A 25,871-nucleotide genomic window follows, 5' to 3' on the forward strand; every position below is an offset into this window, starting at 1 on the left:
CTCAAAAAAATGGCATTAATGTCGATTACGGCTTTTTTGCTCAATCCAATTACCCCTAGTTTTGCAAAATGGGTTTTTTTATCCAACGATAACGTTGGCAATGCCTATTACTACGAGGACAGCAAAACTGTAAATGACCCTGAAAATGAGCAAGTAAGCACTTGGCAGCTCATCAGCTATACCGAGGCACTTTCTGCCCCCAATGGAGAGACGACTTTATCCATCATCCAAGATGTGTCATATTTTTGTAAGGTGGGCTATGAAAGCTATAAGCAGTTTTACATAGGCTACTACTCTGGACCCAGGGGCTCTGGGGTTAGCGTGGATCAGGTTGACACCTCTAATTCCAGCTGGGAAAGGGTCATTCCCGACACCATGAGCTATGTGCTCTACAAATTCTTTTGCAAACCCCCTAATCTACCCAGTTAATTTGACTCAGAACCCTCATCTGATTTAGAGCTGGTTGGCTTAGTGAAATAACTCATCGGAAAAGTCGATTCCGTGCCATAGGGCCCCTTGATCCAGATTTGATCGTTATAGCGGACATAACAACTCCTTGTCACCATGCCTAAAGCATTGACAGAGTACGAAAAATACCAATTGGGTTCTACTCGACCTGATTCAGACGTACAGGGCTCGGAGGTGATATACAAAACCTCAGTTAACGAAGGCATCTGACCAATAATGGCAGCCTTAGGCGAAGCAGTAAAAACCAGCATAGCACTAGAAAAAATAAGCCAAAGCGGTATTTTCAAGGTTAAAAACCAGGGTTTTGATTTGATCACAGTCTTATATTAAGGCTAAAATGACACTCGTTTAAGGATTATAGGTCTTTTAAAGATCCATATTTGGTAAATTATTTAATATAAATCAAACACTTATAATCATTTCATGCAATTATTTTGGGTATCGGGCTCGACTGGAGCAATCAAACAAATCAACATCACCAAAGAGCGCCTCACGCGCCTTGGAATCATTGTTGGTGGCTCCTTCCTCTTGCTCGGAGTTCTCATCTTCTCCACAGGCATTCATATTGCACTTGAAGTTAGCCCTGACTTCGCTAGAGAGGTCAGTGGAGTGGTCACAGTTAAAGAGCGCATGGCCCTCGATAACAAATATGCCAAGCAACTTAAAACAATTCAGGATCAGCTAGCTAAAGCATCCATGCAGTTTAATGAATTGAAGTCGATCAAAGATCGCTACCTGGCAATTTCTACACCCTACACAATTAAAAACAAATTTGTCGACAATGTTAGCGTTGGCGGCCCATTAAAACCCCTCAGCTTTAAATATGAACCAGCTAAAACCTTGGCTGAGAATTTCGAAGACTCCGTATCTAAATCCACTGAGATGGCTCAGATCTTTGAAAAATCAGAGCCCGAATGGAATAAGCAATACCGCTGGTTGCGCACTATACCTATAGGACCCCCCATTGATGCTCGCCTCGGTATGACTAGCAATTTTGGCGTCCGCGTAGACCCATTTACAAAGCAACTTGCACAGCATTCCGGTATCGACTTTGTCACCCCTGTTGGCACCCCTATTGTGGCGACGGGGGATGGCACCGTTATCAAGGCGGGCCAAGATCCAGCTTATGGTCATTTCATTGAAATCGCACACGGAGATGGCTTTATTTCAAAGTATGCTCACAATAGCAAACTATTTGTAAAACCCGGTCAGACGATTACTCGTGGCCAGCTAATTGCCAACTCAGGGTCTACTGGCAGATCCACTGGACCTCACCTGCATTACGAGATCCACCAAAATAATACCTATTTAAACCCAGCAAAAATTCTGGTCTATGCACCGCCCTCCGCCTACTGGTAGAAAGCAAAGTTCAACTTTTTTGCTTTTGCGCGCTCTCTAGCAAAATATTAAACAGTTCGCTTTGTAATGGCGTTGCGTTATTTGGATCTGCAAAGTATTTCACTAGTTCATCAACATCGCTCACACTCACAATTTGCTGCAATTTGGAGATGGCAATCTTAAGCTCTTCTGCGGCAACCGTTGGATGATTCGATAAAAAGCTTAAATCAAGTACAGGCGTTCCACCATGAGCACTGCTAGTATCGGCATGTTCGACGCCCATTTGTACTTTAGCTTTTTCAAGCAGGCGATCCAACTCGCTTTTGGATAAATGCAATCGTTTAGCTTCAGCCTCAATCAGCTCTTGCTCCTCCGCTGAAATCACTCCATCCTCTAGCATGTGATAGAGCTCATTCATCATTTTTTCACGCTCGATGCGCAACTGATCACTTAAGGCGGATGACAGAATCGCCGCAGGAATTGCAAAAATACCGATTCCAAGAAGAGCTAATACAATAGTCATCGCACGGCCTGCTGGAGTGATCGGAGAAATATCTCCATATCCCACACTGGCTAGCGTCACAACCGCCCAATAAATAGATTGGGGAATATTTTCAAACTTATCAGGCTGTGCTTCATGTTCAAATAAATAACCGAGGCACGCAGCCAGCATCACCAACAAAATCATGATGAATGCTGATGCCTTCATGACCGGCCACTCACGCTTAATCACCACAAATAAAGATTGCGTAGCACCGGAGTAACGGGCTAGCTTGAGCAATCGCATCAATCTAAAGACCCGCAAGAATCGCAAATCAAATAAATGATGCAAGAGACTTTCCAAATAAAATGGCAAGATAGCTAACAAATCAATAATGCTAGTTGGGCTAGTTGCATTTTTAAGGCGCCCCATAAACCAAGATTGATATCTTGGATCTTCAGGGCAACTGTATATGCGCATTAAATATTCTGTAGAAAATATTGCAACCGCCATGATGTCAAGAATCACAAATTCAGAATGCAAATAGTAGTTAATGCTATGCACTGATTCCAAAATGACGCACAGCACTGAAATGATTACCCAGATAACAATGGTGAGATCAAATATGTGATGCAATTCGCCACTAGTTGGGGTTTCGTTCACTAAAGCGTATATTTTGTAGCGAAATGACTTATCTTTATTTTGCTCTAGGAAATCTTGTACCGCAGGCGCAACTGCTCTAAACAACTTAAACAAACGCAAGAGTCGTAACGCTCTCAGTACACGTAAGTCAGCATCAAAGAAGGCGCCCAAGTAGAACGGTAATATCGAGATTAAATCAATTAATGCAAAGGGGCTTTTAAAAAAAGCGAAGCGTGGAACTTTTGCGGAACTAAAAGCAGGGTCTTCGGGAGCGACATATAAACGCAATGCATACTCTATTGTAAAAATTCCCAAAGAAAAAACATCGAACAGATGAAATAAGCGTTGACGAGATTCATAAATTACTGGAATGTGCTCAAGCACTAAACCTGCCATATTAAGCACAATCATGTAGGTAATGAACTGCTCAAATTGGCGATGAAAATTATTTTTTAAATCGGGATTAAACAGTAAGTCATATACCTTCTTGCGTAAACGCAAATTCATACTAGATATCAATGGGATCTTGGTATTCATAACCTAAACTCCCCGATTTTGATAAGGTAGTAGCCGGTGTCGCAAAGGCTTAAACGAATGTTCATACCGCTTACTAGCTTTTCATTTGGATCCATTGTGCTCACTGTTGAGGGTCCTGCTGGGTTCATTATCATTTTTTCAAAAATGAATGCGCCAGCCGTCCCCAACTCATGCTTGTCACATTTGCTTGCATAAGGAGGGGCTTGAGGCATGATTAAATTGGTGTATCCATGAAAAGGGCCCTCTGCGGAAAATAGCAGGCTAATGCAATCATTCCATGTATTAGGTTTAGCACCTTTGAGGTCTACCGGAATCTCTTGTGCAGGAATGCAGGATTTTTGGTCTACAGGTTTATTTTCTTGAAGTTGTTGATTAAATCCCTCAAACCAAGAAATGATCTGTTCGCCACTGGTTTGGGAATAAGCAACTTTCAGAGCTTTTTGATGATCACCAACCCCGAGATATGCAACCAGGACTAAATTTGCAAATAAAACCCATAGGAATAAAAAATCGGAATATCGCATTCCCTGAAATATTCCATAGCCCTGTTTACTCAAACCCATCTCCCAAAACCCTGCTTATTTTGCAGCTATCATGCCGCTTTTAATTGCTGTATATTCAATCTAATTGCTTGCAACCTTTTTTGGAATTAACCATGTTTATTCAAACAGTTATTCAAACCCTTCTCAAAAAAAGAAAAAAAGCAGAAAGATCGTCAAAGCCAACAGTAACTACAAATCCTAGAGCCGAAAATGAATTGTCCCCAATGGCTCAGAGCATAATGCAAAAGCTTGCCGAGCACGAAAAAAATGCTGCCACAAGCCCAAAAAAGGATGTGATTGCGGAAGATAAAGGGTCTAAATAGAGCCCCAATAAATCATGAAGCGAGTTTTTAGTCTAATTGGATCTTCTTAAACTTGCCTAATAGCGCTAGGCTAGCCAAAATTTTATTCGCCATAGACCCCGCTAAATCCCCCTTAGCCAACCCATACAGGATTTGATCTGCCCGCTCTTGCTCGGGCGCAGCTAGCAAAACTTTAAAGACTTCAGCCTCACCCATGCCGACATTGAATTGTAATGGGGTCAAATTGATTTTTACGCTACCACCCCTGATGCCAAAACGCACTTGAGCGATCTCTATAAGTTCTCGTTCTTGCCTCTCTTGGAGCTGGATCAAGCTCGGCATTGGATCATTGACTAAACTAGCTTGCTGCTTTTTATATTTTGTATATACCAAATCGTCCATATCCACTCTTTAATTTTTATATGGGCGATAGTCAATAATTATTGCCTATAGTAACTTCGTGATTCTTTGATAGGCACTGATGCGTCTGTCGGCGCTCATCGGGATAGCATCAAGCGGATTGGGGCTACTGACTTTTACCTCGAGGTTCACCGAAGGTCCAGGCTGAGCCACTTTCAAGTCTTGAGGAGCTGGATGAGTCCTGCTGACCGCCGCCCTGGGTATTGTTGTTTGGCGCTCATGAATTGTGCCCCCGCTCCTCTGAGACGAGGTATTTAAATACTGAGACTGAAGGTTTAACTTATCCAATTGGCGGCAGAATTGTTGGCTAATCAGTGTATCTTAGCAAAAATTTCAGCATTAACAGGCACAAAAAGTCGTTTTAATATACAAATTGCCCGAATTATCTTGTTGCTCTTGGATTAGATGGTAAATAATATCGAAATGTGCGATATCACTTAATCACCAATGAAAAGGGTTGCGGTGAATAACGATTCAATGAGACTGCTATGACAAAATTAAATCGCTGGATTTTGCTGATATTTTCTGCTGGATTGGTGCTTTTGCTCACTGCTTGCGGCAAAGGCGATGAGCAAACAAAAGCAGAAATTTGGCTGCCAGACACTAAAGTCGTCAAACTGCCCATGGACGACTATGCAGGCATTCCATTTAATACTACCCGCGAAGAGGCTAAAGAAAAATTCAATTGCACGGCCTATGAGCTGTCATTTAGCTGCAAGGTGAAAGTGGATGACAAAGAAGAGGCTATTTGGCTAATTTATAACGAAGCAGGACGCCTTGTTCTGATGAAAAAGGAACTAGGTTATTACAACAAACAAATTGCCGATACGATTATTGAGCGCTTTACTATCAAATATGGGCTTGACTATACCCCTTCTGAAGGTCAAGAAAGCGCATTTGCTGCCGGCATCCGTAAGTCAAAGACTTATGTTTTTGGTGGTGGTCAGGTAGCATTTCAGATTGGAAGAAGTTTAAATAACCGCAATGAACTGATGTTGGTTTACTTTTTTCCAGAAGATGTTGGGACCACCTTCGCAAAAAGCGTGATGAACTGAGTGCAGACTTACAGCAGGGGTTTATTTGGCCTTAGCTGCTCTGGAATGAAATTAATTTCAGGTATTTCACCCTGAACTCCGCCTGACTCTCTCACCTCATACGCCCATGCAAGTATCCTTGCAACTGCTTCAAAGAGAGACATTGGGATAGCTTCACCGATTTCTAATTGACTATAGAGGTAACGGGCGAGTGGTGGTATTTGAGCAACGGGCACCGCGTGCTCTCGAGCCACCTCCTGTATTCGCAAGGCTAGAAGATCAGTTCCCTTGGCAACTACGATTGGCGCCGACATCTTCTCCATGTCATAGCGTAGTGCAACTGAGTAGTGATCCGGGTTAGCCAATACAACATCGGCACGCTCAATGGCTGCCATCATGCGGGATGATGCGATCTGACGCTGTCTTTGACGTAAGCGTTGCCTAATTTCAGGTGAACCTTCGGATTCCTTCATCTCCTGCTTCATTTCCTCAGGACTCATCCGTATTTGCTTGCGAAAGTTGAACCATTGCAACCAACCATCACCCACTGCAATCAACAGCAAAGGAATCATCAGCAGCAAGAAGCCGTTGAGAATGAAATAAGACGTATGCAAAAGCGCAGCATCAAAATCCTGGCTCACAATCGATCTGATATATACAAATAGCCCTGATAAATAGGCCATCCCTATTCCCAAGACTAGAGTCGTTTTCAGGATATTTTTTATGAGCTCTGTTAAGGCGTTTAATGAGACCATTCTGCCAAACCCAGAAATAAAATCCAATCGGCTCATGTCAAATTTGGGGGCAAAGTAAGCGCGAAAATTCACCAAGGATAGAGGAGCAAAAATAGCTACCAACCAAATAGGCAGAAAAATTAAACTTAACAAAAGCAAGACTACGAGAAAAGCTCCGCCCAACCATTCTTGAATATGATCCAAGAGTTCAATCGGCTTAGAAAACACAAAGCTGGACTTGGTCATTAAAACTAACTGCTGAAGCAGCAACGGACCTGCGGCGATTAAAAAGATGATAAAAACCGTTAATAGCGCAAAAGTTGCGATATCTCTTGATTGTGGTAGCTGTCCTTGTTCTCGAGCACGTAGTATTCGCCGTTCACTCGGCTCCAGTTCCCGTTCTTGAGCGTTATCCCCGCCTTCAGCCAATCTTTACCCCATCAACGATACGTTTTCAATTAAGAATAAACGATTTGAGATCGATATATAGCGCTAAGCACCTAGGGCATGGTTTTCTTGAGTTTGGCTATTAATTCGCCAGCCCTTTCCAGCTCCGCAGGGCTTAATTTTGCCTTTAACTGCTTAGCCTCTGAAGATGCCATCGGATTACCGGAATTATGGGATAACTCCATCCAAACATAAGCCTGAAGTAGATCTACAGGGACCTGATTACCGTCCTCATACAGATGGGCCAAGTTGTACTGGCCAGCAGCACTTCCCGCCATTGCCGCCTTCTGAAACCACATAAATGCCATTTGCTCAGAATTTTCTAAAGAGGGACTTTTTTGATAGCGAACTGCCAACTCCAACATAGCCTGAACATTACCGCCATTGGCGGCTCGATTCATCCAGACCCAACCCTTATCTATATTTTTACTTGTACCGATACCCTGCAAATACATTTGTGACAAGTCGTATTGGGCTTGACTGTCGCCAGCATTTGATAACTGCTCGAAAATGTGTAGAGCTTTTGTATATTCGCCTGCCTCATAGGCTGACCTAGCTTTACGATAATCCGAACAAGCCATCAGCAAAGCAACCAGCAAGAATACAAACGGCACTCGTGTCACGGAGTGCCAATTGATCGATCGCATAAAAAGCTTAATTATTTTTTAGCTGGAGCTTGCTTATCTGATTGCTTGTCTTTACCTGCAGCTGGCTTAGCATCCTCTAAATCTTCGTCATCCTCAGCTGGAGCATCCGCAGCTTTTAGATTGAGAGTTGGGGCTGGTGGCTCAACACGATAGCTGGCACCCAAGTCCCCGCCGATCATCCTGGCGTAAGCGCCAAAGTAACGGCGACTAAGATCTGGGTAGTAAGGGGCAGTTGCCAAATAACCTTTGCTACGAATACATGCGGCATTATTCATGGCGCCCTCGCAACTAGCGATCGCGGAGAGTCTGCCCACCTCGAATTGTTCGCCCAAGATAAAACAAAAAATAAGCAATACCAAGGGCAGAATGAACCAAAGAAGGGCCTTTTTGAGAAGTCCAACGATACGTTCTAATTTTTCATTCATGTTGAGCAATCTCCAATATTTTCTATATTAATGCTGTTGCGTCTTTTTGCCCGTAGATTTTTGCACTAAATCACTGGGCAATTTTCTCCAAGATGCAATCGGCTCTTCATTATGTAACTTTGCATACACCTCAACAATGCGAGGGTCTGCAGGATTAGCATTTTCTTTCATTGCGTTGTACATCTTAGCGCCATCAATTTTATTGCCTTGGTTGATAAATTCTATGGCAGCAGTGTAGTAAAAGTTGGTTGCCTTATCTTTTCGCGGCGCGCCCAAAATGGTTGAACTGTATACGTTTCCTAAGTACTGGCAAGCATAGGCATTTTTTTCTTTAGCGGGTAGCGCTAAATATTTTTCTGCCAATAAAAATTGCTGCTTGGCGTAGCGACGGTAGACTGTAGCAGTCAAAATAAAATCAGGATGGGTGATAATCTCGGCTTGAGAATCATAATAAACGCCTCGCTCATAGGCAATCAGGCCACGATAATAATTGGCCTGGATATCACCCTCTGCAGATAACTCATCCAATTTCTGCAATATTCGTAAGGCTTCCTTGCTATAACGCAGCACTTCATCCTCTGGATCAACGCACTTGGGATTGCGCACACATGCAATAGCTGTAATGGTTTTATCAGTTGCCTTTTTATATCGCTTGTACAGCTTCTTTGCTTCCGACGAGGGGCCCACAAATGGCTCGCCATTGTTTGATGATGAAGTTTTGGCTACCTCACTATGAGACGCCTCTGCTGGTGCATGAGAATCGCTTGCAAAACTAGTTTTGCAAGCGAGGAGAATTATTAAAAATAGACTAAACCTGGAGATAGTAAACAAGGTTTTACCTCGCTGGCTTATCCGCTGATGGACTTACTTTAGGAGGTATCTCCATAACAGGCGCTTTGGGCGCATTATCTTTCGACAAGAATTGCGCTGGAGCGCGCAAATTCGGCGGAATCTCTTGAGCGCCCTTCTCAATGGTCTCTGGCACCTTCTCAATTGGACGAACTACAGGCTTTTTCTCATCCTGCTTGGGCTTCTTATTCAACAAAGTAATAGAGATACGTCGATTTAATGGATCATTCAAATCTTCAGGGTTTAAAGGGACGGTATTGGCAAAACCAATTACCTGAACAATCAATGCAGGATCAAGACCGCCTGCAATTAACTCGCGACGCGCTACGTTAGCGCGATCTGTGGACAATTCCCAGTTGGTGTAGCCAGTCTCACCATTACCGAACTTTGCGCCATCTGAATGTCCTTCGATGCGCACGGGGCCCGGCGCCATCTGAATGGATTTACCAATGATCCGCAATAATCTTCGCGCAGAAACACTAGGCACGGTACCACCGCTACTAAAGAGCGGTTTACCCTTTTCATCAACAACCTGGATGCGCAGACCTTCAGCGGTGATATCCATAAATACCTGGCCCTTTGCATTCTTGAGCTCAGTATCCGCTTCTATCTTCTTCTGAATATCTTCTTTGACTTGCTCATTCTTTGTTTTATCTTTACGAGCATTCTCAACATCAGTAACTGAAGAGTCACTAATACGACGCTGCTCTGTATCAGCATCAGCTCGAGATTCCTCGCCAACAGTTTTTGTAATGTTGTCTCCTCCGCCCTTGATGATGCGGGTGGCATCGCCAGAACCCTGCCCACCAGATAAGGAAACACGTAATGGATTTTGAAAGTAAGCCGAAATACCAGCCAAATCTCCTGCTGTTGTAGATCCGAGAACCCACATCAGCAAGAAGAAGGCCATCATGGCCGTTACGAAGTCTGCGTAAGCGATCTTCCAGGCGCCACCGTGATGTCCGTGACCGCCCTTCTTAACGCGCTTAATGACAATAATGGGCGCGTCGTTCTTTGCCATACTACTTATTTTCCTTTAACGGCTTTAGTACCCTCATCAAGCTCAGCAAACGTTGGACGCTGATAGCTAAAGAGCACTTTGCGACCAAACTCAACCGCTGCCGCAGGAGGGAAATTGTTTAAGCTTGCAATCAAAATTGCTTTAACTGCCATGTATGCACGGCTATCAGCTTCTGCGTTTTGCTCCAACACTTTCGCAACTGGGGAAACAATCGCATAAGCAAGCAAAATACCCAAGAAGGTACCTACAAGCGCCGCACCAATCAACTTACCCAATTCAGCTGGTGGCAAACCAATGGATCCCATAGTGTGAACCACACCCATAACCGCTGCCACAATACCGAAAGCCGGCAAACCATCGCCAACGTTAGTAACGGACGCCACTGGGATATGAGTTTCCTGGTGGTGCACATCCAATTCTTGCTCCATCAAGCTCTCAATCTGAATTACATCTAAGGAGCCGCCTAGCATCATGCGCAAGTAATCAGTAATGAAATCAACCAAGTGATGGTCTTTCATAATTAGAGGATACTTCTCAAATAGAGGGCTAGCTTCTGGTTCCTCAATATCACCTTCTAATGACATCAAACCATCGCGCTTAATCTTTTGCAAAATCTCAAACATTAAGCAGAGCAAATCTAAGTGCATCTGCTTAATATTGCTTTTTGATTTAAATGCACCACCTAAAGCAGAAAGCGTCTTCTTTAGGTTAATCATGCTGTTTGAAGCAATCATCGTTCCAACAGCAGCGCCCACAATGGTCAGAACCTCAGTTGGCTGCCATAAAACCATGATGTGGCCGCCGTGCAGGGCATAGCCTCCCAGGGCACAAGCAAGCGCAATAATCCACCCTAAAGGAATATTCATACTTCGATCAACTCAGTTTTTATAGTTTAGAAAACAAGTTACTAGACTGAAGCTTAGCAAACATTGCTTGGGCTGCGTTTAGTAATGTCTGAGCTCTAGTATAAGCCGCAGTTGCCTCGGCCATATCAGTATCCAAAAGGGTAGACTGGGAAGAGGCAAATTCAACGCCAAATGCGCTCATTGCCGTCTTGGAAGCATCTACCTGAGCGGAAATCCCCCCGCTAATCTGCTCAGCCATCGTAATCTGGTCAAAAGCAGCATCCAGACCCGATTCAACACTCCCGGCCGTTTGGGTGGTAGCCACCCCACGGGATTTTTCATCTAAATAGGTTACAAATTTATTGATACTGTCATAAAGCTGGGAATTTTCTGGGCTTGAAAATGTACCCCCCGCCCCAAAGGCGTCGGTAAATTTCACCCCAGAATCGACCATCACATTTGGCTCAATTTGCACCTGATTAACGGTATCTGCAAAGATTGGGTTGCCAGTTGCATCTTTCGCAACCATCTGGCTTTTGATTGTGTCGCGGATTTGCTGCGCCTGAATTTTCAAAGCACCAAAGTTTGAAGTATTTAATGCGCCATTTTGAGATTGAGTAAAAGTTTGTTTGAGGCTATTTAACTCATCAATGATGCTCCCCATTTGAGCTTGAGCAACCGCATGAGAAGACGTTAAAAAATTTTGATTAGCCTTATACATTTGAAGTCGACCAATATCAAAATCCAGTCTCACCCCTCTTGACACTGCGTAGGCATTATCTGAAACCTTGCTGTATTGCTTGCCAGAGCTAATTTTTTTCTGCCAAGCGGTTGCATCAACCAGGCTATTATCCATTGCCTGTGTTCCGGCATCTAATACTTGATTTGAACTAATTCGCACGCTCATTTCTTACTCCTTAGTTCATTATTGATAGAAGGGTGTTGAACATCTGATTGCCTGCCTGTAATACTTTTGTGGAGGCGGTATAAAGTTGCTGATACTTTAATAAGTTAGCAGCCTCTTCATCTAAGTTCACTCCAGAAATTGAATCGCGCTGATCTTTAAGATTTGACATTACAACCGTGTCGGCCTTTTGATTGTTTTTCCAGGTGGCTACCTGAACACCAATTCCATTCACGAAATCAGAAGCTCTAGAAGCAAAAACAGTGCTCAACTTCTGCAATGTATTGGCTTTAGCCGAAGTAATCAACGGAGCGCCCCCATCAACAGCACCTGTAAAGTACTGCAAGAAATTACTAGGAGCAACCGAGACAAAATTAGAGGCTTTTAATCCGTTTGCAGTCATTGAATTGGCTGGCGTAGCTAAATCGTTGTACAACGATGTCATGTCAGCATTAGATGCAATATCTCGAATATTGGCGGTTCTATCGCCGGTTGCCAAACTTGAATAGGTAGTTGAGCCCACTTTAAAACCGAAGATTGCCAAGGCAGTTGCGGTTCCAGCACTACTTTGTGCAGCGCTATTTGCTACCTTGACTAAACCTAACGCTATCGTATCAAGCTGCCGAACCATATCGGGTACAAACTCATTAGATATTTTTAATAACGCTCCGGCCTGCCCACCATCCAAACTTTGAACAGTAGTCTGAAAGCCTTTATCAGGTCCGTTTTGTAAATTAAAGGTCAACGCTACATGTTCAAGATCGGCATTAATAGTTACCTTATTGGCAATCGCCCTTTCTACCAATGGCATGCCTGCAACTAATTGTGTGGCCGTTTCATCAGAGTTAATCAAACTCTGTCCACCAATCAATTTTTGCAGCTGAGAAAGAAGGCGGTCTCGCTCATCTAACAAATCAGCTGATGGAGCAGTGTTACCAGGGCTGTTGGCCTCAATAATTCTTTGATTTATGTCTGCTAAGGCAGGTAACAGCGTATTTACCTGAGCGACAGTATCTGACAGACCTTTTTGAGCATCCGCTTGTATCTGGGCAGCAAGTGTGCTCATCCCAGTCATACGCTGAGCAACTGCATTTGCAGCCCCAGTAATCGCACCAGCCATTGATTTATTTGTTGGGTCTGCAGCGTAGGTACCAAAAGCGTTAAAAAAATCATTTAATGCGACATTAAGGCCTGTAGCCTTATCAGCAACCAAAGAATCGACGGATTGGGTGTACTGCACTAATGTATTGGAATAGCTAGACTTAGCCTGCTGATTTAGTAGCTGACCATTCAATAAGGATGAGTATTGGCGTGTGAACCCCTCAACTGCAAAACTTGATCCATTTAACATCAATGAATTTGGGGCCAACTTATCCATAATGGCATTGGCATTTCGCCTAGTGTAGCCATCAACGGAAGTACCTGCTACGTTTTGCGAGGTCGTCAAAATTCCTGCTTGAGCTATATTCAAGCCAGAAAGTGCTGATTCAGTGATGGAGTAGATACCCATTTTGCTTCCTTACTTATTTAGCCGCGCCCAAAGAGCCATCTGGCCTCTTTAGAGCGTTTAAGGCTTCGGCTGAAACTGCGCCTTCTCTAGGTGCATTTAGTGGTTTAACGGCAATTTCTGAGGATCCGATTAGCTTTCCAGCATTTGCCTGCTGAATTAGCTGCTCAGCCATTTTGGTTGCAAATCCAATCCCATTACCCCTAGAGAGCATATCTGCAACATGGTCGTCCATAATCTCTAGGTAAGACCTTGAACTATTACTAGGCTCATCCGTGCCGCGTATGTTGGTACTACGAACGGTACTCAACATTTGACGTATGAGTGTACGTTCAAAGCCTTGGGCAGCCTTTCTCAGCTTGTCTTCGCTACTAGTAGTTTGTACATCGATCTTTGCAGGCATCAAGAGTCTTGCGCTATTTTGATCGATAGGTGCCGAGATGGAATTTGAAACAGACATTAGATTACCTCCAACTCTGCCCTTAAAGCTCCTGCTGATTTCAACGATTGCAATATTGAAATCAAATCTTGTGGGGTAGCACCCATCATATTGAGCGCTTTAACTACTTGGTCAAGTGATGCCCCTGAGGGAACGGATATTAAGCTATTTTCTTTGCCGCTATCGCTCAGGGTTGCCGTATCTTGAGTAGCTACAGCAGTCTGCCCACGACTAAAAGGTAAGGGTTGACTAATGGTTGGTGTTTGCTGAATTTTTACAGTTAGATTTCCATGCGCGACTGCCGATGGGGATAGCTGAACTGCTTGATTCATAACCACAGAACCTGTTCGAGAATTCAAAATAACTCTTGCAGGCCCACTAACCATTGGCACTTCTAAATCTTGTAATGCAGCCATAAACGCTGTGCGTCTTAAAGGCTCAACAGGCACCCTTACATTTAACGTTCTAGCATCAACTGGAAGCGCAGTTCCTAAGCCAAAACGTTTACCAATAGTCTCAGCAGTTCTTTGCATTAAGGAGAAGTCTGCTCTATGCAAATCCAGTTGAATAAATTCATCAGCAAGCAAAGATGGAACTGCCCTCTCAATCAAACCACCAGAAGGTATACGACCCGCATTCAAATGATTGACTGAGGTTGCAGCGCCACCGGTAGCGGCTCTTGAGCCCCCAATCACAATATTTCCTTGGCCCTGCGCATAGACCTGACCATCTGCAGCCTTAAGGGGCGTCATAACTAATGTTCCGCCCTTTAAGCTCGTGGCATTACCTAAGGAGGAAACAGTAATATCAATTTGCTGACCAGGACGAGCTAACGCTGGGAATTCTGCAGTAACCATAACAGCAGCAGTATTCCGCAACTGTGTTTGACCACCACCCTGTGGAATGGTTACTCCCAAAACACCAATCATCTGCAATACGCTTTGCAAAGTAAATGGGGTTTGTGTTGTTTGGTCACCAGTACCATCAAGACCAACAACCAAGCCATAACCAACCAATTGATTTGAGCGTTGACCAGCAATATCAGCAAAATCTTTAATGCGATCAGCAAAACAATTAGTTGAAAATATTCCAAAGCTTACCAATAGCAGTAAGCTTTTTTTCAGAGAATTTGCACGCAAAGTATTCATCACATTAGAACGGAGCAAGCTTCAAGAATAGTCTCGTGAGCCATCCGGTGCCCTGCGTATCATCGGTTGCACCTCTACCACGATATTCAATACGTGCATCAGCCACTTGTTGCGAAGAGACTTGATTAAATACCAAGGTATTAGGATTTACCACTCCACCAAAGCGAATAATTTCTTCTTCGTTGCTAACCGCGACCTGCTTTTCGCCCGCTACCACTAGGTTTCCGTTTGAAAGAACCTCAACAACGGTAACCGTAATTGTTCCAGCAAAAGTATTGCTTGCTGCACTTGCTCCAGTTCCTTCACTCTTGATATCACCTGTACCACCAAAGTTCGCAATATTAGCAATACTGGTGTAAGGACCAAATGACATTGGTCCAGTATTTGAGAAATCTGATGCCGCATTCGCTTTTCTAGCAGCAGACATACCACTATTTTTAGCCGCACTAGTTGTTTCATTGAGTACTACAGTCAAAGTATCGCCAACATTACGTGCGCGACGATCTTCGAATAATGGGCGATGACTAACTGCATTCACATATGGCCCGCCAGAATTCGCTGGATACAAACTGCCCATATTGGCGGAAGTCTCTTGAATTGGGCGTGGCCTCGCCGTTACTGGGGTAGTCAATAGTGTTGGACGGTCCGCACTTGCACAACCCCATAACACTAACACGCTAAAAATTAGCGCAATATAGTGACGATAGTTTCTAACTAAGAGTTTCATCACTGACCCATATTACTTACACGTTGCAAAATCTGGTCTGAAGCAGTTACCGCGCGTGTATTAATTTCATATGCACGCTGTGCAGCAATAAGATTCACCAATTCTTCTGCAACGTTAACGTTTGACTGCTCAATGTAATATTGATTGGTAGTTCCCATGCCATTTGTTCCAGCAATATTATTTTGCGCTGTACCTGATGCTGGGGTTGGAATAAAGTTTCCTCCACCGAGGGCAAATAGACCTGCTGGATTCACAAAGTTAGCCATAGTAATTTGTCCAGCAGTAATTGCTGTTTGATTACCTTGAAGGGTATATTGCACTAGACCAGCTTGATTAATTGTTATTGATGTTGCATTTGCCGGAATCACGCCCGCACCTGCAACCACATTACCTGATGCCGTTACGATTTGACCCGTCGCACTCTTGCTAAATTGACCATTTCTTGTATAGGCCAAGGTGCCGTCAGCAAGCTGGATCTGAAAAAATCCATTACCCTGAATGGCAACATCTAATTGATTACCAGTTTGGATCAATGTCCCTTGTATATTGTTACGCTCAGTTGAAGTTACCGCTGCACCTGCACCAATTTGCAGGCCGGTTGGTAAAAGATTTTGTGCATTTGATGCAGAACCAGCAGTTCGCAATGTGGTGTACAACAAGTCCTGAAACATTGGTTGTACACGTTTAAATGCAGTTGTTTGAGAGTTCGCAAGGTTATTGGTAATAACATCGAGATTGAACTGCTCTGCATCCATCCCAGTTTTGGCGATCCACAATGAACGTAACATATTTTCTCTTTTTCTTTTATTTATTAAGCACGTGATAGGGACATTAAGGTGGTTGCTGATCGAGCATTTTGATCCGCATACGTAATAGATCTGGTATTTAAATCAAACATCCGGCTTTGATCAATCATTTGCACCATCGCAAGCGCGGGATTATTGTTGCTCAACTCATAGGCGCCTTGAACTACCCTTACGCTTGGATCCGCGGCTGCCTGTTCACCAGGAATATCGAATAACCCATCGGCAGCCCTTACAAGACTGTTTGTATTGGGATTTACTAACTTTAATTTGCCTGCCTGGTTAAGATACTGATTACCCGGAATCTGGGTATAAACAGCGCCATCCTCCGCGATTTGAACTGATGCTCCCACAGGAATGGTTATCGTACCTCCAGCACCAACAACCGGTATATCTTTTCCAAGCATAAGCATTCCCTGCTCGTTAGTCATGAACTTACCAGCCCGGGTATAGGCTTCTTGTCCGTCAGGACGACGCACAGCAAACATACCGTCACCCTTAATCGCCACATCTAATGAGTTGCCAGTGGTTTGTATTTGCCCTTGTGTGAAATTACTACCGGGAGTGGTATCGGCTACAAATACACGTGTATCAGCACCATTGCCAGTAAATGGCACGCCATCACCCTTTAAAGGAACGGCGCGAAACGCACTAATTACCTCTCGGAATCCTGGAGTTAATGAATTCGCCAAATTATTCGATGTCACAGCCAACTGCTGCGTGGCAGAAGTTGCTCCTGTCATCGAAGTGTAGGCGTAACGATTGATCATAATGAGTAAGCGCTTAATCCTTATCGACCAATGTTGATAGCATCATCAATTAGCGTTGCAGCCATCACCTTTGTTGCTTGTGAAACTGCAGAATATTGACGTTGCAATACCATCAATCGAACCAATTCTTCGGTTAGATCTACGTTTGATTGCTCAACAGCTTTAGAACGAATCGCACCTAAGGTTCCATCACCGGGGAAACTCAGAAGCGGGTCTCCAGAAGCAGATGAAGCCTCATAGGTATTGTTTCCGTTTGGAATCAAGCCTTCTAGATTATTAAAATATGCCAAAATTAATTGGCCTTTAACAACAGATTTTCCGTTGTCATATTGAGCAACTAATCTACCGCTTGAGTCGACATTATAGGAAGCCAATTGAGATGTAGCTGATCCATCCTGCGTATTTGTATATGTTTGTCCAGCAGATGAGTAGGCTGTATTTCCATTCGATTCAATTGTTAATTGAACTGCACCACCATTCAGTGTTTGTCCATACCCGGACCCAGTACCCCGTGACGCATCAATATTGAATCTTGTGGCAAATTGTGGATTACCAAATGAATCTCTTGATAATGAGTCAATATTTTTACCAGCAATGAAACCTACCACTCCAAGGGCCTGTTGCTCTGCAACTGGAGAACCCTCAATTAGTACACTTGAGGCTGTCGTACCACCAACCACCGGATTTAATACACTTGTTAGTGTCGATACATCTGACTTACCAGCCGTACAAGTAAATGTCACGGTGTTTGTTGATCGCGTACCAGTGGACCAATCGGCTGCGGCACCAGATGTAAATACACCACCCGTGGCTGCACCGGTTAATGAATTATTTGTATTAACTGTTGTGTAGCTCTGACCAGCGGTAATACTTGCAAATGCAGCAGCCACTTGTGCTGCAGTAGCGCCTGAAGTTCCAGCTGTAAATGTCAATCCTGCCATTGTGATGCTTTGACCAGCAGCCAGGCTATTAAAGGCCAATGATGCTGTTGCTGCTACACCCGATGTTGTTGTGATAGTTGGAGCTGTACCAGTACTGGTAGCCGTCAAATCAGATACATTTGTGTAAGGCGTAGTACTTGTAAACACTACTGTCGCAGTTGATCTAGCCCCAGTGGACCAGCCTGCGGCTGTACCAGAAGTAAATGTACCACCTGTTCCAGATGTTGTTAACCCATTGTTAGAATTGATTGTCGCGGCAGTATCACCGGCTGTAATACTTGCAAATGCTGCTGCCACTTGTGCGGCTGATGCTCCACTTGAATTTGCCGTGTAGGTTAATCCAGCCATAGTTAAAGTCTGGCCACTAGTTAAATCTTTAAACAGTACTGAATTTGTTTCTGTTACTGCGGCAGCTCCAGCTGTTCTTGTGGGTGGAGTTGATGGAGTAATGCTGGCATTAGACGTTACTGGATTGCCATCCATGGTTGCAAACACCTCAAAACGGTCAACGCTCACTGTGTACTGAGCTTTAACATTTGATGCACCAGCAACAGTTTGAGTAAGGGTTAGATTAGTTCCATCACGCAATCTCAAGTTGTATACAGAACCAACGGTATTTGCTGTGCCGCTAATTGGCGTTAAGGTCGCCTCATAGATAGTCTCAGTGCTTGCCGCGCCTGTTCCAAGAGCGACTGCTGTAGATGCAATCTTATTAAATTGCTCGCCAGGAGGCCTGTTATACGAATCAACTGAAGCAATGCTTGGATCAATTGTTTGGGTTGGACTGAAGTCAAAATTGGTTCCTGCGGCAGTGCCAACAGCGCTTGCAGTAACGGTTAATAATTGCGAGCTAACTTTCTTGTAAAAAACTGACAAAGTATGAGCAAAACCCTTGTCATCGTAAACGGTTTGTGAAGTAGCTTGACTATAAGTTGTTGGATCTGTTGGTGAAAACACATTCCCTGTTTTTGGATCCACGCGATCATCAAGATTAAGTTCTAGCGTCGAATTTCTGGTTGGAGTTTGCGCCAAAGGCTCGCGATCCAAAACTAATACTGACTTTGCGCTAGAAATAATAGTTCCCGAAGAGTCAGCAGGATAGCCAACCAAGTACATACCATTCTCATTCACAATTCGATTTTGGCCATCAACAGCAAACTGGCCGTTACGAGTAAATTGGAATTTAGTAGGGTTCTCGGTTGGAACGGTGCCATCAACTTGCTTTGCCAGCATAAACATGCCGGGACCAGTAATTGCCATATCCAAAGGATTTTGAGAATTAACTACAGTTCCATAACCACCCGTGCGACGAATCGACATACGGTATGCGCCCATACCCGCACGATCAAGAGACTGCGGATCCTGAGCCTTAAAGAACTGATCGGAGAATACATACTCTCCAGACTTATAACCGATTGTCTGCGCGTTTGAGATGTTATTACTGGTAACGTCAATTGCTTCGGAGGCTGACTTTAATCCTGATAATCCGATTCCGTATCCCATTTTTGTTTCCTTTGTCTAACTTTGTTCTGTTTATTTATAACTATGTAAATTAATATCTATTTAGCTAATCCACTGCTGCACTTCTGAAGAATTCACGGTTCTGCCATCTGCCAAATTCAGGATGGCATCACCATTAGTTCCTTTGGTTACTGAAGCTACAGGTGATGCAACATAGGCTGTTGGATTTTCAGTGGCGTTATCTGCGTTTTTACCCGAGAGGCTTAAGTAATAGATCCCAGCAGGAACGGTATCGCCATTTGCGTCCTTGCCATTCCATATGAAATTTGTCATGCCGGTATTCACGTTGCCAAGGTCAACACTATTGACCACATTGCCAGATGCGTCGGTGATAGTTGCAACCACTGACTTCAGTGGATTTGTAGCGTTAGCCCCAAGCATCACTTGGGTTGCACCATCAAATGCAATGCCATTTCCAGCAACTACTGGACTGTGCCCAATTAGCGCTGCTTGATTCATGAAGTTCACGCTCTGCATTTGTGCAAGCATCGCAGTCATAGAAGTATTCATATTGCCCATACTGCTAACCATATTCAGCTGTGACATTTGTGAGGTCATAGTCGATGCATCCATTGGCGCCATTGGATCTTGATTCTGAATCTGGGCAATTAATAACTTCAAAAAGTTTTGCGTTTGCTGAGCAGCAGTACCGCCCGTTGTTGAGTTTGTCGTGGCATCAGCCGGCTTATTTGCCGTCGCTGGGTCATAAACTCTGATTCCGCTTAATGGATTGGTTGCCATGATTTCCTCTTATTTCTTACTTTTCAGGTACCACTGATTACTTACCTAAATCCAAGGTCTTTAACATCAACTGACGCGATACATTCATTGCCTCAACATTCATCTGGTATGAGCGTGATGCAGAAATCATGTTCACCATCTCTTCCACTGGATTGACGTTTGGCATTTCTACATAACCAGCTGCATTTGCTTTTGGATGTCCAGGGCGGTATTCAATCCGCATTGGGGCATTACTTTCAATAATCTTGCTCACCTCAACACCTGCACCAGGCTGTCCTGGTTTATAAACAGCGCTAAATTCCACCTGACGAGCGCGGTATGGTCGACCATCGGGACCGGATACGCTCTCTACGTTGGCAATATTGGAGGCAGTCGTATTCAAGCGCATGGATTGCGCTGTTAAGCCGCTAGAACCGATATCAAAAGCGCCTAATAAACTCATGAGGCTTGTCCTGTAATTGCCGACATGCGAGCGCGGATTGTGCTACCCAACATATTTAAGGCGGACTCAGTAAAAACCGAGTTTTTAGTAAATTCACTGAGCTCAATATCGCCATCTACCGTATTGCCATCCATTGATGGTTGATTTGGGATGCGATAGAGCAAACGGGGATCCTCTTGACTTGACTTGCCAGGTATGTGGGCTGAATGAGTGGTAGCCAAGCCAACTGCATTGGAAGGCGCAACACCCTCCAATTGAGCCTTCAGTACATCAGCAAAGCGAATATCCCGAGCTTTAAAGCCAGGGGTATCAGAATTTGCCAAATTGTTACCCAGCACTTGTTGACGGAAAGTCCGCAATTTAAATGCGGTTTCGCCAAAAGTAAGTGGATCATACTGCGGCACTGCGTTCATTCAATCTCCTCCCTACTCGGGGATGAAAAAGCCTGAGGGGAAAGTCCTCAAGTATGAATATGCAAAGACCGTGCCAACTTTGGTTTCTGAGAGAAAGATAAGTAGTCGCTAACCTACTCGAGTTTATGCATTCAGAGAGTTAAAACTTAAAAAGGCGCTAAAAATAGCAAAAAAGCCCTATTTCTAGGGCTTTTTCATTCAAGGTGGCAAATTTTGCCGTTTTGTCAGATCAAAATTAGAAACATTGGACAAAACCTGCCAAAAAGCTCTTTTATATGAGATTTACAAACTACCCCTAGTTTCCTTGATCAAACGATCTCCCTTGGGCTGCAAAGGGCGCGCATTCATGGGGTAGATGCGGTCAAAGTTCTTCACTTGCTCTTCGCTCACGTAAATTGGGTTTTTCATGACGAACCAAAGAACATTTTCGCTACATGGAGGAGTTGTTAGGGATCCCATATAGGTGAAATAGCCTCTATCGGTTGGCAACAGCTGATTCACATCAATCATTACGCCTGGGGTCTCAGTCCTGCCTTTTACCAATGGAACATTGTTCCAAAGGGTCTGAATCATAGGATTATCTTTGCCACCATCATCACCAAACCAGGATTTTTTAGCTGATCCGGGCTTTTTAGTATTCATCAAGACGCCGACTACCGCAAGGCTGCCGTCGTGATGCTGATGCACCAAGTGCACCACCATATCGGTACGCTCACCGTTAATCGCCTCTTCACTGGGCTTATGAAAATGGAACTGAACCAGTCGATACTGGCGACCGTCAACCAGCAAGTTACTGCCTTCACCATAATTCACCATCACAGTATGACCGTTATCCACGATCGATAATGGCGATGGTCTGTAGAGAAACTCCAATGGAGGAAGCTCAGCCTTAACCGCGCGATCGACATTAATGTTGATGGGAGACTGGGTTTTGCCTGTTGAGCACGCCAAATTGGCTTTACTCAGATTGCCCCAGTTCTCGGGACCGCCAGGACCATCTATATATGACCAATGTACATCATGGGCATCTTTTTCAGCGGGCTTTGTAGTTTTCGCAACTTTTGGTTTATCTGCTGCTTTCACCTCACTAGGGGGGGCACCTGCAGGTAAATCGCCAGTACGAATTACGATATCACCCGAGCCTTTGCTGATCTTGTCAAACAATGCTTTGCTCATCTGATCGTCACCAGAAGCAGCGGGTACCGAAGCCTTAGTCTTGGGGGCTGCAGGTGCAGCGGCGGCTGGCGCAGGAGCATCATGCGAGTCGCTCGCGAGGGCATTACCCGCAAGCAGCATACTTAATAAGGCGCCAACTGAAACAATAAGGCGTGGGGATAGATTATTTGTTTTCATAAGTTCGCTAACGGCTTTTGTATAAATAGTGTTTATATTGCCATATAAATCAATGCTTAAGCCGATTTTTCAGCTGACTCAAGGCGATTGCTTAAATTCTCGACGCTCAGGGTTGTTTATTTGCGGGCTTCTTCGGGGTAGCTTTCTTCACGGGAGTTGAAACGGGCGCGAGATTACCATTCGCACTGCTACCTCCAGGCAATACGTCTATTACTGGCGAACTGCTTCGAGAAAACATCCACTCACATTTCATAAGCCCTGCTGTTTCCTGCTTGCTTTCTAAGGGGGTCGACTGCTTTAGTGCCACCTCTAATGCTTCATCTGTCGGAGGTGGAGTCAAATCATTACTAGTGGCCCACCTTAAAAAGCGCTGATACCAACCTTGCTTGGGCATTCTTCCAGGATCAGCATAAAAGTTGGAACTACAGATTTGTAAGCGGCGCTCAATTTCACTTGCGGCCATGTAATAGCCGTCGACCAAGATATTGGCTACAGCCGAATTGCACCTAGCCCAAGCAGCCAGTTCAATCTTCGAGCCAGTCGTCCCTCCACCCGAAGATTTATCTGAAACCAAAGAATTGATTTCGCAAATCATTCTTTTCCCACGAATTTGCAGTTTTTTGCAAATATCTCCACCATTTTCGGCATATGGGTTATTGGATGTAGATGCAGGGAAGGGGTACTTTAATTCGCAATCTACTGGACCAGTCGGCGCTTGATCCAATGAATTTTGGTTTAACTTATCTTTTTGCGCGGCAGTGAGTCCCTCCTCCACAGAACCGTTAAGGGGTACCTCTGAATTTACCTGAGCATTTGCTAGATTGCTAAGACAAGTCACAGATAAAAATAAACCTGCAGCAAATAGGTGAGAGAAAAATTTATTTTGCATAGGGAGTCTCTACGCCTTGGCGAATAAGTTGCATCGGATTTTCAAGTGATCTCTCCAAAACAATTTGCAGATCCGGAAGAATCATAAAAATAACCAAGAATGCTAAAGGAATGCTAACAGCAAAACCAACGGAGAACAAATTCATCTGCGGGCTCGTGCGGCCTAAAAAAGCCTGGGTTAAGTTAAACATCATATAAACCAACAATACAGGCATCGAAAGAATCAGACCGAGACGAAATGATGCGGAGACCAAATCTACGACACCTTTTGAGGACCATGCACTTGGCCATATGCCAACCGGAATAGTCTTAAAGCTTTGCAAAATAATTTCAATTAACACTAAGTGAATGTTCAAGGCAAATGCTAAGGCAATCACAACTAGACCTAAAAACTGACCCACCAAACCCGAGTCTAGAGTTGGATCTCGGAAATAGGTTGAGGCAAAACTAAATCCCGCCTGAAATGACAATACCTCAGCCGCTATATCGACCACCATAAAGCCAATTCGAATCACAAAGCCAATAAATGCACCGATCGCCAATTCGATGATTGATGCAAAAAAAGTGATACTTCCCGGATCGGAAATCTTTTCTCCACCAACTAAGGGCATCACATAAAAAGCAAATGACAATGCAATCAGTAAGCGGAATTGCATCGGGAACGTTCTGAACGCAAACATTGGAGTTGTTAAAAACATTCCAAAGACCCGCAAAGAGGCAAACATAAAGATTGCCATGTACTGCTCAATTTGAAGACCGGTAATAGTCAACATAATTTAATTAACCAAACCTGGAATACGGGCAAAGAGCTCTTTTATATAGTCCGTGAATAGCGATAAGGTCACCGGACCGATGAGCAAAATAACAACACCAAAAACAATTAACTTGGGTACAAAGGCTACTGTTGATTCATTAACTGAGGTAGCCGCTTGCAAAATACCGATAACTAGACCTACAACTAAAAGTGCCATCAAAATTGGGCCAGCCAAAAGCCCCGCCATGCGCAGAGCCTGAAATACTAAATCGATAATGACTCCACTTTCCATAATGCTTAGTTAATGTAACTTTGCACTAAAGAGGTTGAAAGCAAGGCCCAACCATCAGCCAAAGCAAAAACGATTAACTTCAAAGGCAAAGAGAACATCATCGGCGACACCATCACCATACCAAGTGATGTCAAGATACTGGCTACAGCAAAGTCAATCACCAAAAACGGCAGGTAGATGACGAAGCCAATTAAAAAACCTGTTTTAATTTCTGATATGGCAAACGCTGGAATTAGTACCGTAAAAGGCACATCTTCACGAGCTTCAATTTCTTTTCCATAGAGCTTAGCAAATAAGTTCAAGTCGTCTCGCCGTGTTTGCTTGAGCATGAATTCTTTAAGCGGCTTTGCTCCAACCTCTACCGCCTGGGGAAATCCCATCTTTCCAGCAGAGTATGGTTGATAAGCATTCTTATAAATCGATTCAAACACCGGATTCATGATGAAGAGCGTCAAAAAGAAAGACAATCCAATCAACACAATATTGGGCGGCATAGTCGTCAAACCCAGTGCCTGACGTAGCAAGGAAAAAACGATCAGAATACGGGTAAAGCTAGTCATTAAAACCAGTGCTGCAGGCAAGAAACTTAACGCAGTTAACGCCAATACCGTTTCAACCGGAACGGCATAAATTGTGCCGCCGCCACCTTGTTTAGCGGTCACCAAAGGTAGTGTTTGACTCCATGCAAATAAAGGAAACAGCCCGATGAGGGCTGTAATTGCAATTGACCACCAAAAGATTCTGCGCTTCAACCCAATTTCCTCTTAACAAATTGCCGCAAATTATTTGCAAAATCAACATTAATGGTTTGGGGTTTTAAATTAGCTACATCTTCTGGCTCGAGCTCTGTAAGCAAAGAAATTTGTGAAGGGGTATGCCCTACAACCAATATTCGATTCAAGACATTCAAAACAATAACCCGTTCTCTTGGGCCTATCGCTTGCTGAGCCAAAATTTTGACATGTGGGTTAACTGTGCGCATCGCACTATCGCGCTTTATTAAAAAGGCAACCACCCAAATGAGAGCCGCAGCAAGTGCAAGCCAAATGAAGGAGAAAAGCAACATACCTCCGACCGAGGAGCCCATGTGAGGTTAGCGATTAATTTTACGAAGTCGTTCGGCAGGTGTAACGATATCAGTCAAACGAATACCGTAGCGGTCATTGACGATCACTACCTCGCCTTGCGCCACCAAACAGCCATTAACGACTACCTCTAATGGCTCACCAGCCAAGATATCTAACTCAATTACCGAGCCATAAGTCAAGTTAAGCAGGTTACGAATTTGCATTTTGGCGCGACCAAGCTCAACCGTAACCTGAACTGGTACATCCATGACCAAGTCGATCTCATTAAATTCAGCGCCTGCTTTAGCACCATCTTCCAAAGTATTGAAAGTAGCTTTGCGCAATGAACCGGATACGTCAGTGCTGGTAAGCGATTTCGCTAAATCGTTGTCATTTTCAGCCATGGTAATCCTCTTGTTCCTTGCTTTT

At 44.0% G+C, this 25,871-nt stretch carries 32 protein-coding genes; 4 read left to right on the forward strand and 28 right to left on the reverse strand.

Features of this window, described 5'->3' with window-relative positions:
• Positions 1-18: 18 nt before the first annotated feature.
• A complete protein-coding gene (locus NHB35_RS08535) occupies positions 19-429 on the forward strand; it encodes a surface-adhesin E family protein (RefSeq protein ID WP_353431944.1) in 411 nt (136 codons plus the stop codon).
• On the opposite strand, the gene NHB35_RS08540 is transcribed toward NHB35_RS08535, so the two are convergent.
• A complete protein-coding gene (locus NHB35_RS08540; protein ID WP_353431945.1) occupies positions 426-719 on the reverse strand; it encodes a hypothetical protein in 294 nt (97 codons plus the stop codon). The genes NHB35_RS08535 and NHB35_RS08540 overlap by 4 nt on opposite strands.
• Positions 720-891: 172 nt before the next feature.
• On the opposite strand from NHB35_RS08540, the gene NHB35_RS08545 reads away from it, so the two are divergent.
• Positions 892-1,827 (forward strand): M23 family metallopeptidase, encoded by a 936-nt coding sequence (locus tag NHB35_RS08545; protein WP_353431946.1) that lies wholly within the window; start codon positions 892-894, stop codon positions 1,825-1,827.
• A gap of 10 nt (positions 1,828-1,837) precedes the next feature.
• Here NHB35_RS08545 and NHB35_RS08550 read toward each other — a convergent pair whose 3' ends face one another.
• Positions 1,838-3,466 (reverse strand): ion transporter, encoded by a 1,629-nt coding sequence (locus NHB35_RS08550; protein WP_353431947.1) that lies wholly within the window; start codon positions 3,464-3,466, stop codon positions 1,838-1,840.
• Positions 3,463-4,023, reverse strand: a complete 561-nt coding sequence (locus NHB35_RS08555) for a hypothetical protein (RefSeq protein ID WP_353431948.1) — start codon at positions 4,021-4,023, stop codon at positions 3,463-3,465. Before NHB35_RS08555 ends, NHB35_RS08550 begins: the two co-directional genes overlap by 4 nt.
• Positions 4,024-4,121: 98 nt before the next feature.
• Here NHB35_RS08555 and NHB35_RS08560 point away from each other — a divergent pair, with 98 nt between their 5' ends.
• On the forward strand, positions 4,122-4,331 hold the full coding sequence (locus NHB35_RS08560; protein ID WP_353431949.1) for a hypothetical protein: 210 nt from the start codon (positions 4,122-4,124) through the stop codon (positions 4,329-4,331).
• 27 nt (positions 4,332-4,358) lie between these two features.
• On the opposite strand, the gene NHB35_RS08565 is transcribed toward NHB35_RS08560, so the two are convergent.
• Positions 4,359-4,712: a hypothetical protein gene (locus NHB35_RS08565; protein WP_353431950.1), complete on the reverse strand. Its 354-nt coding sequence runs from the start codon at positions 4,710-4,712 to the stop codon at positions 4,359-4,361.
• Between the two features lie 506 nt (positions 4,713-5,218).
• Between NHB35_RS08565 and NHB35_RS08570 the strand changes: the two genes are divergently transcribed.
• Entirely contained in the window at positions 5,219-5,785 is a 567-nt protein-coding gene (locus NHB35_RS08570) for a hypothetical protein (RefSeq protein WP_353431951.1), read from the forward strand.
• A gap of 8 nt (positions 5,786-5,793) precedes the next feature.
• Here NHB35_RS08570 and NHB35_RS08575 read toward each other — a convergent pair whose 3' ends face one another.
• The 24 genes from NHB35_RS08575 to fliN all read right to left on the reverse strand — a co-directional run bounded on the left by NHB35_RS08575 (position 5,794) and on the right by fliN (position 25,846).
• Positions 5,794-6,927: an EscU/YscU/HrcU family type III secretion system export apparatus switch protein gene (locus tag NHB35_RS08575; RefSeq protein ID WP_353431952.1), complete on the reverse strand. Its 1,134-nt coding sequence runs from the start codon at positions 6,925-6,927 to the stop codon at positions 5,794-5,796.
• Positions 6,928-6,998: 71 nt separating this feature from the next.
• Complete coding sequence (locus NHB35_RS08580; protein WP_353431953.1) at positions 6,999-7,592, reverse strand: tetratricopeptide repeat protein; 594 nt, start codon at positions 7,590-7,592, stop codon at positions 6,999-7,001.
• A gap of 11 nt (positions 7,593-7,603) precedes the next feature.
• The gene (locus tag NHB35_RS08585) at positions 7,604-8,017 is read right to left on the reverse strand and encodes a hypothetical protein (RefSeq protein WP_353431954.1); all 414 of its coding nucleotides are present in this window, start codon (positions 8,015-8,017) and stop codon (positions 7,604-7,606) included.
• A 27-nt stretch (positions 8,018-8,044) separates the two neighbouring features.
• Positions 8,045-8,848, reverse strand: a complete 804-nt coding sequence (locus NHB35_RS08590) for a hypothetical protein (protein ID WP_353431955.1) — start codon at positions 8,846-8,848, stop codon at positions 8,045-8,047.
• 4 nt (positions 8,849-8,852) lie between these two features.
• Positions 8,853-9,887 carry a flagellar motor protein MotB gene (motB, locus tag NHB35_RS08595; protein WP_353431956.1) on the reverse strand — a complete coding sequence of 345 codons (1,035 nt, stop codon included), beginning with the start codon at positions 9,885-9,887 and terminating at the stop codon, positions 8,853-8,855.
• 5 nt (positions 9,888-9,892) lie between these two features.
• Positions 9,893-10,753 carry a flagellar motor stator protein MotA gene (motA, locus tag NHB35_RS08600; protein ID WP_353428216.1) on the reverse strand — a complete coding sequence of 287 codons (861 nt, stop codon included), beginning with the start codon at positions 10,751-10,753 and terminating at the stop codon, positions 9,893-9,895.
• 19 nt (positions 10,754-10,772) lie between these two features.
• Entirely contained in the window at positions 10,773-11,639 is an 867-nt protein-coding gene (locus NHB35_RS08605; protein ID WP_353431957.1) for a flagellin, read from the reverse strand.
• A gap of 10 nt (positions 11,640-11,649) precedes the next feature.
• On the reverse strand, positions 11,650-13,146 hold the full coding sequence (flgK, locus tag NHB35_RS08610) for a flagellar hook-associated protein FlgK (protein WP_353431958.1): 1,497 nt from the start codon (positions 13,144-13,146) through the stop codon (positions 11,650-11,652).
• 13 nt (positions 13,147-13,159) lie between these two features.
• Complete coding sequence (locus NHB35_RS08615; protein WP_353431959.1) at positions 13,160-13,603, reverse strand: hypothetical protein; 444 nt, start codon at positions 13,601-13,603, stop codon at positions 13,160-13,162.
• The gene (locus NHB35_RS08620; protein WP_353431960.1) at positions 13,603-14,748 is read right to left on the reverse strand and encodes a flagellar basal body P-ring protein FlgI; all 1,146 of its coding nucleotides are present in this window, start codon (positions 14,746-14,748) and stop codon (positions 13,603-13,605) included. Before NHB35_RS08620 ends, NHB35_RS08615 begins: the two co-directional genes overlap by 1 nt.
• On the reverse strand, positions 14,735-15,457 hold the full coding sequence (locus tag NHB35_RS08625; protein ID WP_353431961.1) for a flagellar basal body L-ring protein FlgH: 723 nt from the start codon (positions 15,455-15,457) through the stop codon (positions 14,735-14,737). Before NHB35_RS08625 ends, NHB35_RS08620 begins: the two co-directional genes overlap by 14 nt.
• Positions 15,457-16,245, reverse strand: a complete 789-nt coding sequence (gene flgG / locus NHB35_RS08630; RefSeq protein ID WP_353431962.1) for a flagellar basal-body rod protein FlgG — start codon at positions 16,243-16,245, stop codon at positions 15,457-15,459. Before flgG ends, NHB35_RS08625 begins: the two co-directional genes overlap by 1 nt.
• A 23-nt stretch (positions 16,246-16,268) precedes the next feature.
• Positions 16,269-17,030, reverse strand: a complete 762-nt coding sequence (gene flgF, locus NHB35_RS08635; protein WP_353431963.1) for a flagellar basal body rod protein FlgF — start codon at positions 17,028-17,030, stop codon at positions 16,269-16,271.
• 20 nt (positions 17,031-17,050) lie between these two features.
• Entirely contained in the window at positions 17,051-19,474 is a 2,424-nt protein-coding gene (locus NHB35_RS08640; protein ID WP_353431964.1) for a flagellar hook-basal body complex protein, read from the reverse strand.
• 60 nt (positions 19,475-19,534) lie between these two features.
• Entirely contained in the window at positions 19,535-20,233 is a 699-nt protein-coding gene (locus tag NHB35_RS08645) for a flagellar hook capping FlgD N-terminal domain-containing protein (protein ID WP_353431965.1), read from the reverse strand.
• Positions 20,234-20,270: 37 nt separating this feature from the next.
• Positions 20,271-20,675, reverse strand: coding sequence for a flagellar basal body rod protein FlgC (gene flgC, locus NHB35_RS08650; RefSeq protein ID WP_353431966.1), 405 nt, complete (start codon positions 20,673-20,675; stop codon positions 20,271-20,273).
• The gene (gene flgB / locus NHB35_RS08655; protein WP_353431967.1) at positions 20,672-21,088 is read right to left on the reverse strand and encodes a flagellar basal body rod protein FlgB; all 417 of its coding nucleotides are present in this window, start codon (positions 21,086-21,088) and stop codon (positions 20,672-20,674) included. The genes flgC and flgB overlap by 4 nt, the downstream gene beginning before the upstream one ends.
• Before the next feature lie 282 nt (positions 21,089-21,370).
• Positions 21,371-22,441: a carbonic anhydrase family protein gene (locus NHB35_RS08660; protein ID WP_353431968.1), complete on the reverse strand. Its 1,071-nt coding sequence runs from the start codon at positions 22,439-22,441 to the stop codon at positions 21,371-21,373.
• Positions 22,442-22,547: 106 nt separating this feature from the next.
• Complete coding sequence (locus tag NHB35_RS08665) at positions 22,548-23,330, reverse strand: hypothetical protein (RefSeq protein WP_353431969.1); 783 nt, start codon at positions 23,328-23,330, stop codon at positions 22,548-22,550.
• Positions 23,320-24,102 (reverse strand): flagellar biosynthetic protein FliR, encoded by a 783-nt coding sequence (locus NHB35_RS08670; RefSeq protein ID WP_353431970.1) that lies wholly within the window; start codon positions 24,100-24,102, stop codon positions 23,320-23,322. The genes NHB35_RS08665 and NHB35_RS08670 overlap by 11 nt, the downstream gene beginning before the upstream one ends.
• Before the next feature lie 3 nt (positions 24,103-24,105).
• On the reverse strand, positions 24,106-24,375 hold the full coding sequence (locus NHB35_RS08675) for a flagellar biosynthetic protein FliQ (protein ID WP_353431971.1): 270 nt from the start codon (positions 24,373-24,375) through the stop codon (positions 24,106-24,108).
• Positions 24,376-24,380: 5 nt separating this feature from the next.
• Positions 24,381-25,127 carry a flagellar type III secretion system pore protein FliP gene (gene fliP / locus NHB35_RS08680; RefSeq protein ID WP_353431972.1) on the reverse strand — a complete coding sequence of 249 codons (747 nt, stop codon included), beginning with the start codon at positions 25,125-25,127 and terminating at the stop codon, positions 24,381-24,383.
• Complete coding sequence (fliO, locus tag NHB35_RS08685) at positions 25,124-25,441, reverse strand: flagellar biosynthetic protein FliO (RefSeq protein ID WP_353431973.1); 318 nt, start codon at positions 25,439-25,441, stop codon at positions 25,124-25,126. The genes fliP and fliO overlap by 4 nt, the downstream gene beginning before the upstream one ends.
• Before the next feature lie 27 nt (positions 25,442-25,468).
• Entirely contained in the window at positions 25,469-25,846 is a 378-nt protein-coding gene (gene fliN, locus NHB35_RS08690) for a flagellar motor switch protein FliN (protein ID WP_353431974.1), read from the reverse strand.
• Between the last annotated feature and the right edge of the window lie 25 nt (positions 25,847-25,871).

Source organism: Polynucleobacter sp. MWH-UH23A, from assembly GCF_040409805.1.
Lineage (GTDB): Bacteria > Pseudomonadota > Gammaproteobacteria > Burkholderiales > Burkholderiaceae > Polynucleobacter.

Bases quoted from the DNA above. Each gene is read 5' to 3' on its own strand.
- flgG (WP_353431962.1), bottom strand. From the start codon at position 16,245: ATGTTACGTTCATTGTGGATCGCCAAAACTGGGATGGATGCAGAGCAG.
- NHB35_RS08560 (WP_353431949.1), top strand. From the start codon at position 4,122: ATGTTTATTCAAACAGTTATTCAAACCCTTCTCAAAAAAAGAAAAAAA.
- NHB35_RS08605 (WP_353431957.1), bottom strand. From the start codon at position 11,639: ATGAGCGTGCGAATTAGTTCAAATCAAGTATTAGATGCCGGAACACAG.
- NHB35_RS08585 (WP_353431954.1), bottom strand. From the start codon at position 8,017: ATGAATGAAAAATTAGAACGTATCGTTGGACTTCTCAAAAAGGCCCTT.
- NHB35_RS08675 (WP_353431971.1), bottom strand. From the start codon at position 24,375: ATGGAAAGTGGAGTCATTATCGATTTAGTATTTCAGGCTCTGCGCATG.
- NHB35_RS08615 (WP_353431959.1), bottom strand. From the start codon at position 13,603: ATGTCTGTTTCAAATTCCATCTCGGCACCTATCGATCAAAATAGCGCA.
- NHB35_RS08545 (WP_353431946.1), top strand. From the start codon at position 892: ATGCAATTATTTTGGGTATCGGGCTCGACTGGAGCAATCAAACAAATC.
- NHB35_RS08670 (WP_353431970.1), bottom strand. From the start codon at position 24,102: ATGTTGACTATTACCGGTCTTCAAATTGAGCAGTACATGGCAATCTTT.
- NHB35_RS08535 (WP_353431944.1), top strand. From the start codon at position 19: ATGTCGATTACGGCTTTTTTGCTCAATCCAATTACCCCTAGTTTTGCA.
- NHB35_RS08660 (WP_353431968.1), bottom strand. From the start codon at position 22,441: ATGAAAACAAATAATCTATCCCCACGCCTTATTGTTTCAGTTGGCGCC.
- flgC (WP_353431966.1), bottom strand. From the start codon at position 20,675: ATGAGTTTATTAGGCGCTTTTGATATCGGTTCTAGCGGCTTAACAGCG.
- NHB35_RS08570 (WP_353431951.1), top strand. From the start codon at position 5,219: ATGACAAAATTAAATCGCTGGATTTTGCTGATATTTTCTGCTGGATTG.
- NHB35_RS08625 (WP_353431961.1), bottom strand. From the start codon at position 15,457: ATGAAACTCTTAGTTAGAAACTATCGTCACTATATTGCGCTAATTTTT.
- fliN (WP_353431974.1), bottom strand. From the start codon at position 25,846: ATGGCTGAAAATGACAACGATTTAGCGAAATCGCTTACCAGCACTGAC.
- motB (WP_353431956.1), bottom strand. From the start codon at position 9,887: ATGGCAAAGAACGACGCGCCCATTATTGTCATTAAGCGCGTTAAGAAG.
- NHB35_RS08540 (WP_353431945.1), bottom strand. From the start codon at position 719: ATGCTGGTTTTTACTGCTTCGCCTAAGGCTGCCATTATTGGTCAGATG.
- NHB35_RS08645 (WP_353431965.1), bottom strand. From the start codon at position 20,233: ATGGCAACCAATCCATTAAGCGGAATCAGAGTTTATGACCCAGCGACG.
- flgB (WP_353431967.1), bottom strand. From the start codon at position 21,088: ATGAACGCAGTGCCGCAGTATGATCCACTTACTTTTGGCGAAACCGCA.
- NHB35_RS08640 (WP_353431964.1), bottom strand. From the start codon at position 19,474: ATGGGATACGGAATCGGATTATCAGGATTAAAGTCAGCCTCCGAAGCA.
- NHB35_RS08580 (WP_353431953.1), bottom strand. From the start codon at position 7,592: ATGCGATCGATCAATTGGCACTCCGTGACACGAGTGCCGTTTGTATTC.
- NHB35_RS08550 (WP_353431947.1), bottom strand. From the start codon at position 3,466: ATGAATACCAAGATCCCATTGATATCTAGTATGAATTTGCGTTTACGC.
- NHB35_RS08565 (WP_353431950.1), bottom strand. From the start codon at position 4,712: ATGGACGATTTGGTATATACAAAATATAAAAAGCAGCAAGCTAGTTTA.
- motA (WP_353428216.1), bottom strand. From the start codon at position 10,753: ATGAATATTCCTTTAGGGTGGATTATTGCGCTTGCTTGTGCCCTGGGA.
- flgF (WP_353431963.1), bottom strand. From the start codon at position 17,030: ATGATCAATCGTTACGCCTACACTTCGATGACAGGAGCAACTTCTGCC.
- NHB35_RS08665 (WP_353431969.1), bottom strand. From the start codon at position 23,330: ATGCAAAATAAATTTTTCTCTCACCTATTTGCTGCAGGTTTATTTTTA.
- fliO (WP_353431973.1), bottom strand. From the start codon at position 25,441: ATGTTGCTTTTCTCCTTCATTTGGCTTGCACTTGCTGCGGCTCTCATT.
- flgK (WP_353431958.1), bottom strand. From the start codon at position 13,146: ATGGGTATCTACTCCATCACTGAATCAGCACTTTCTGGCTTGAATATA.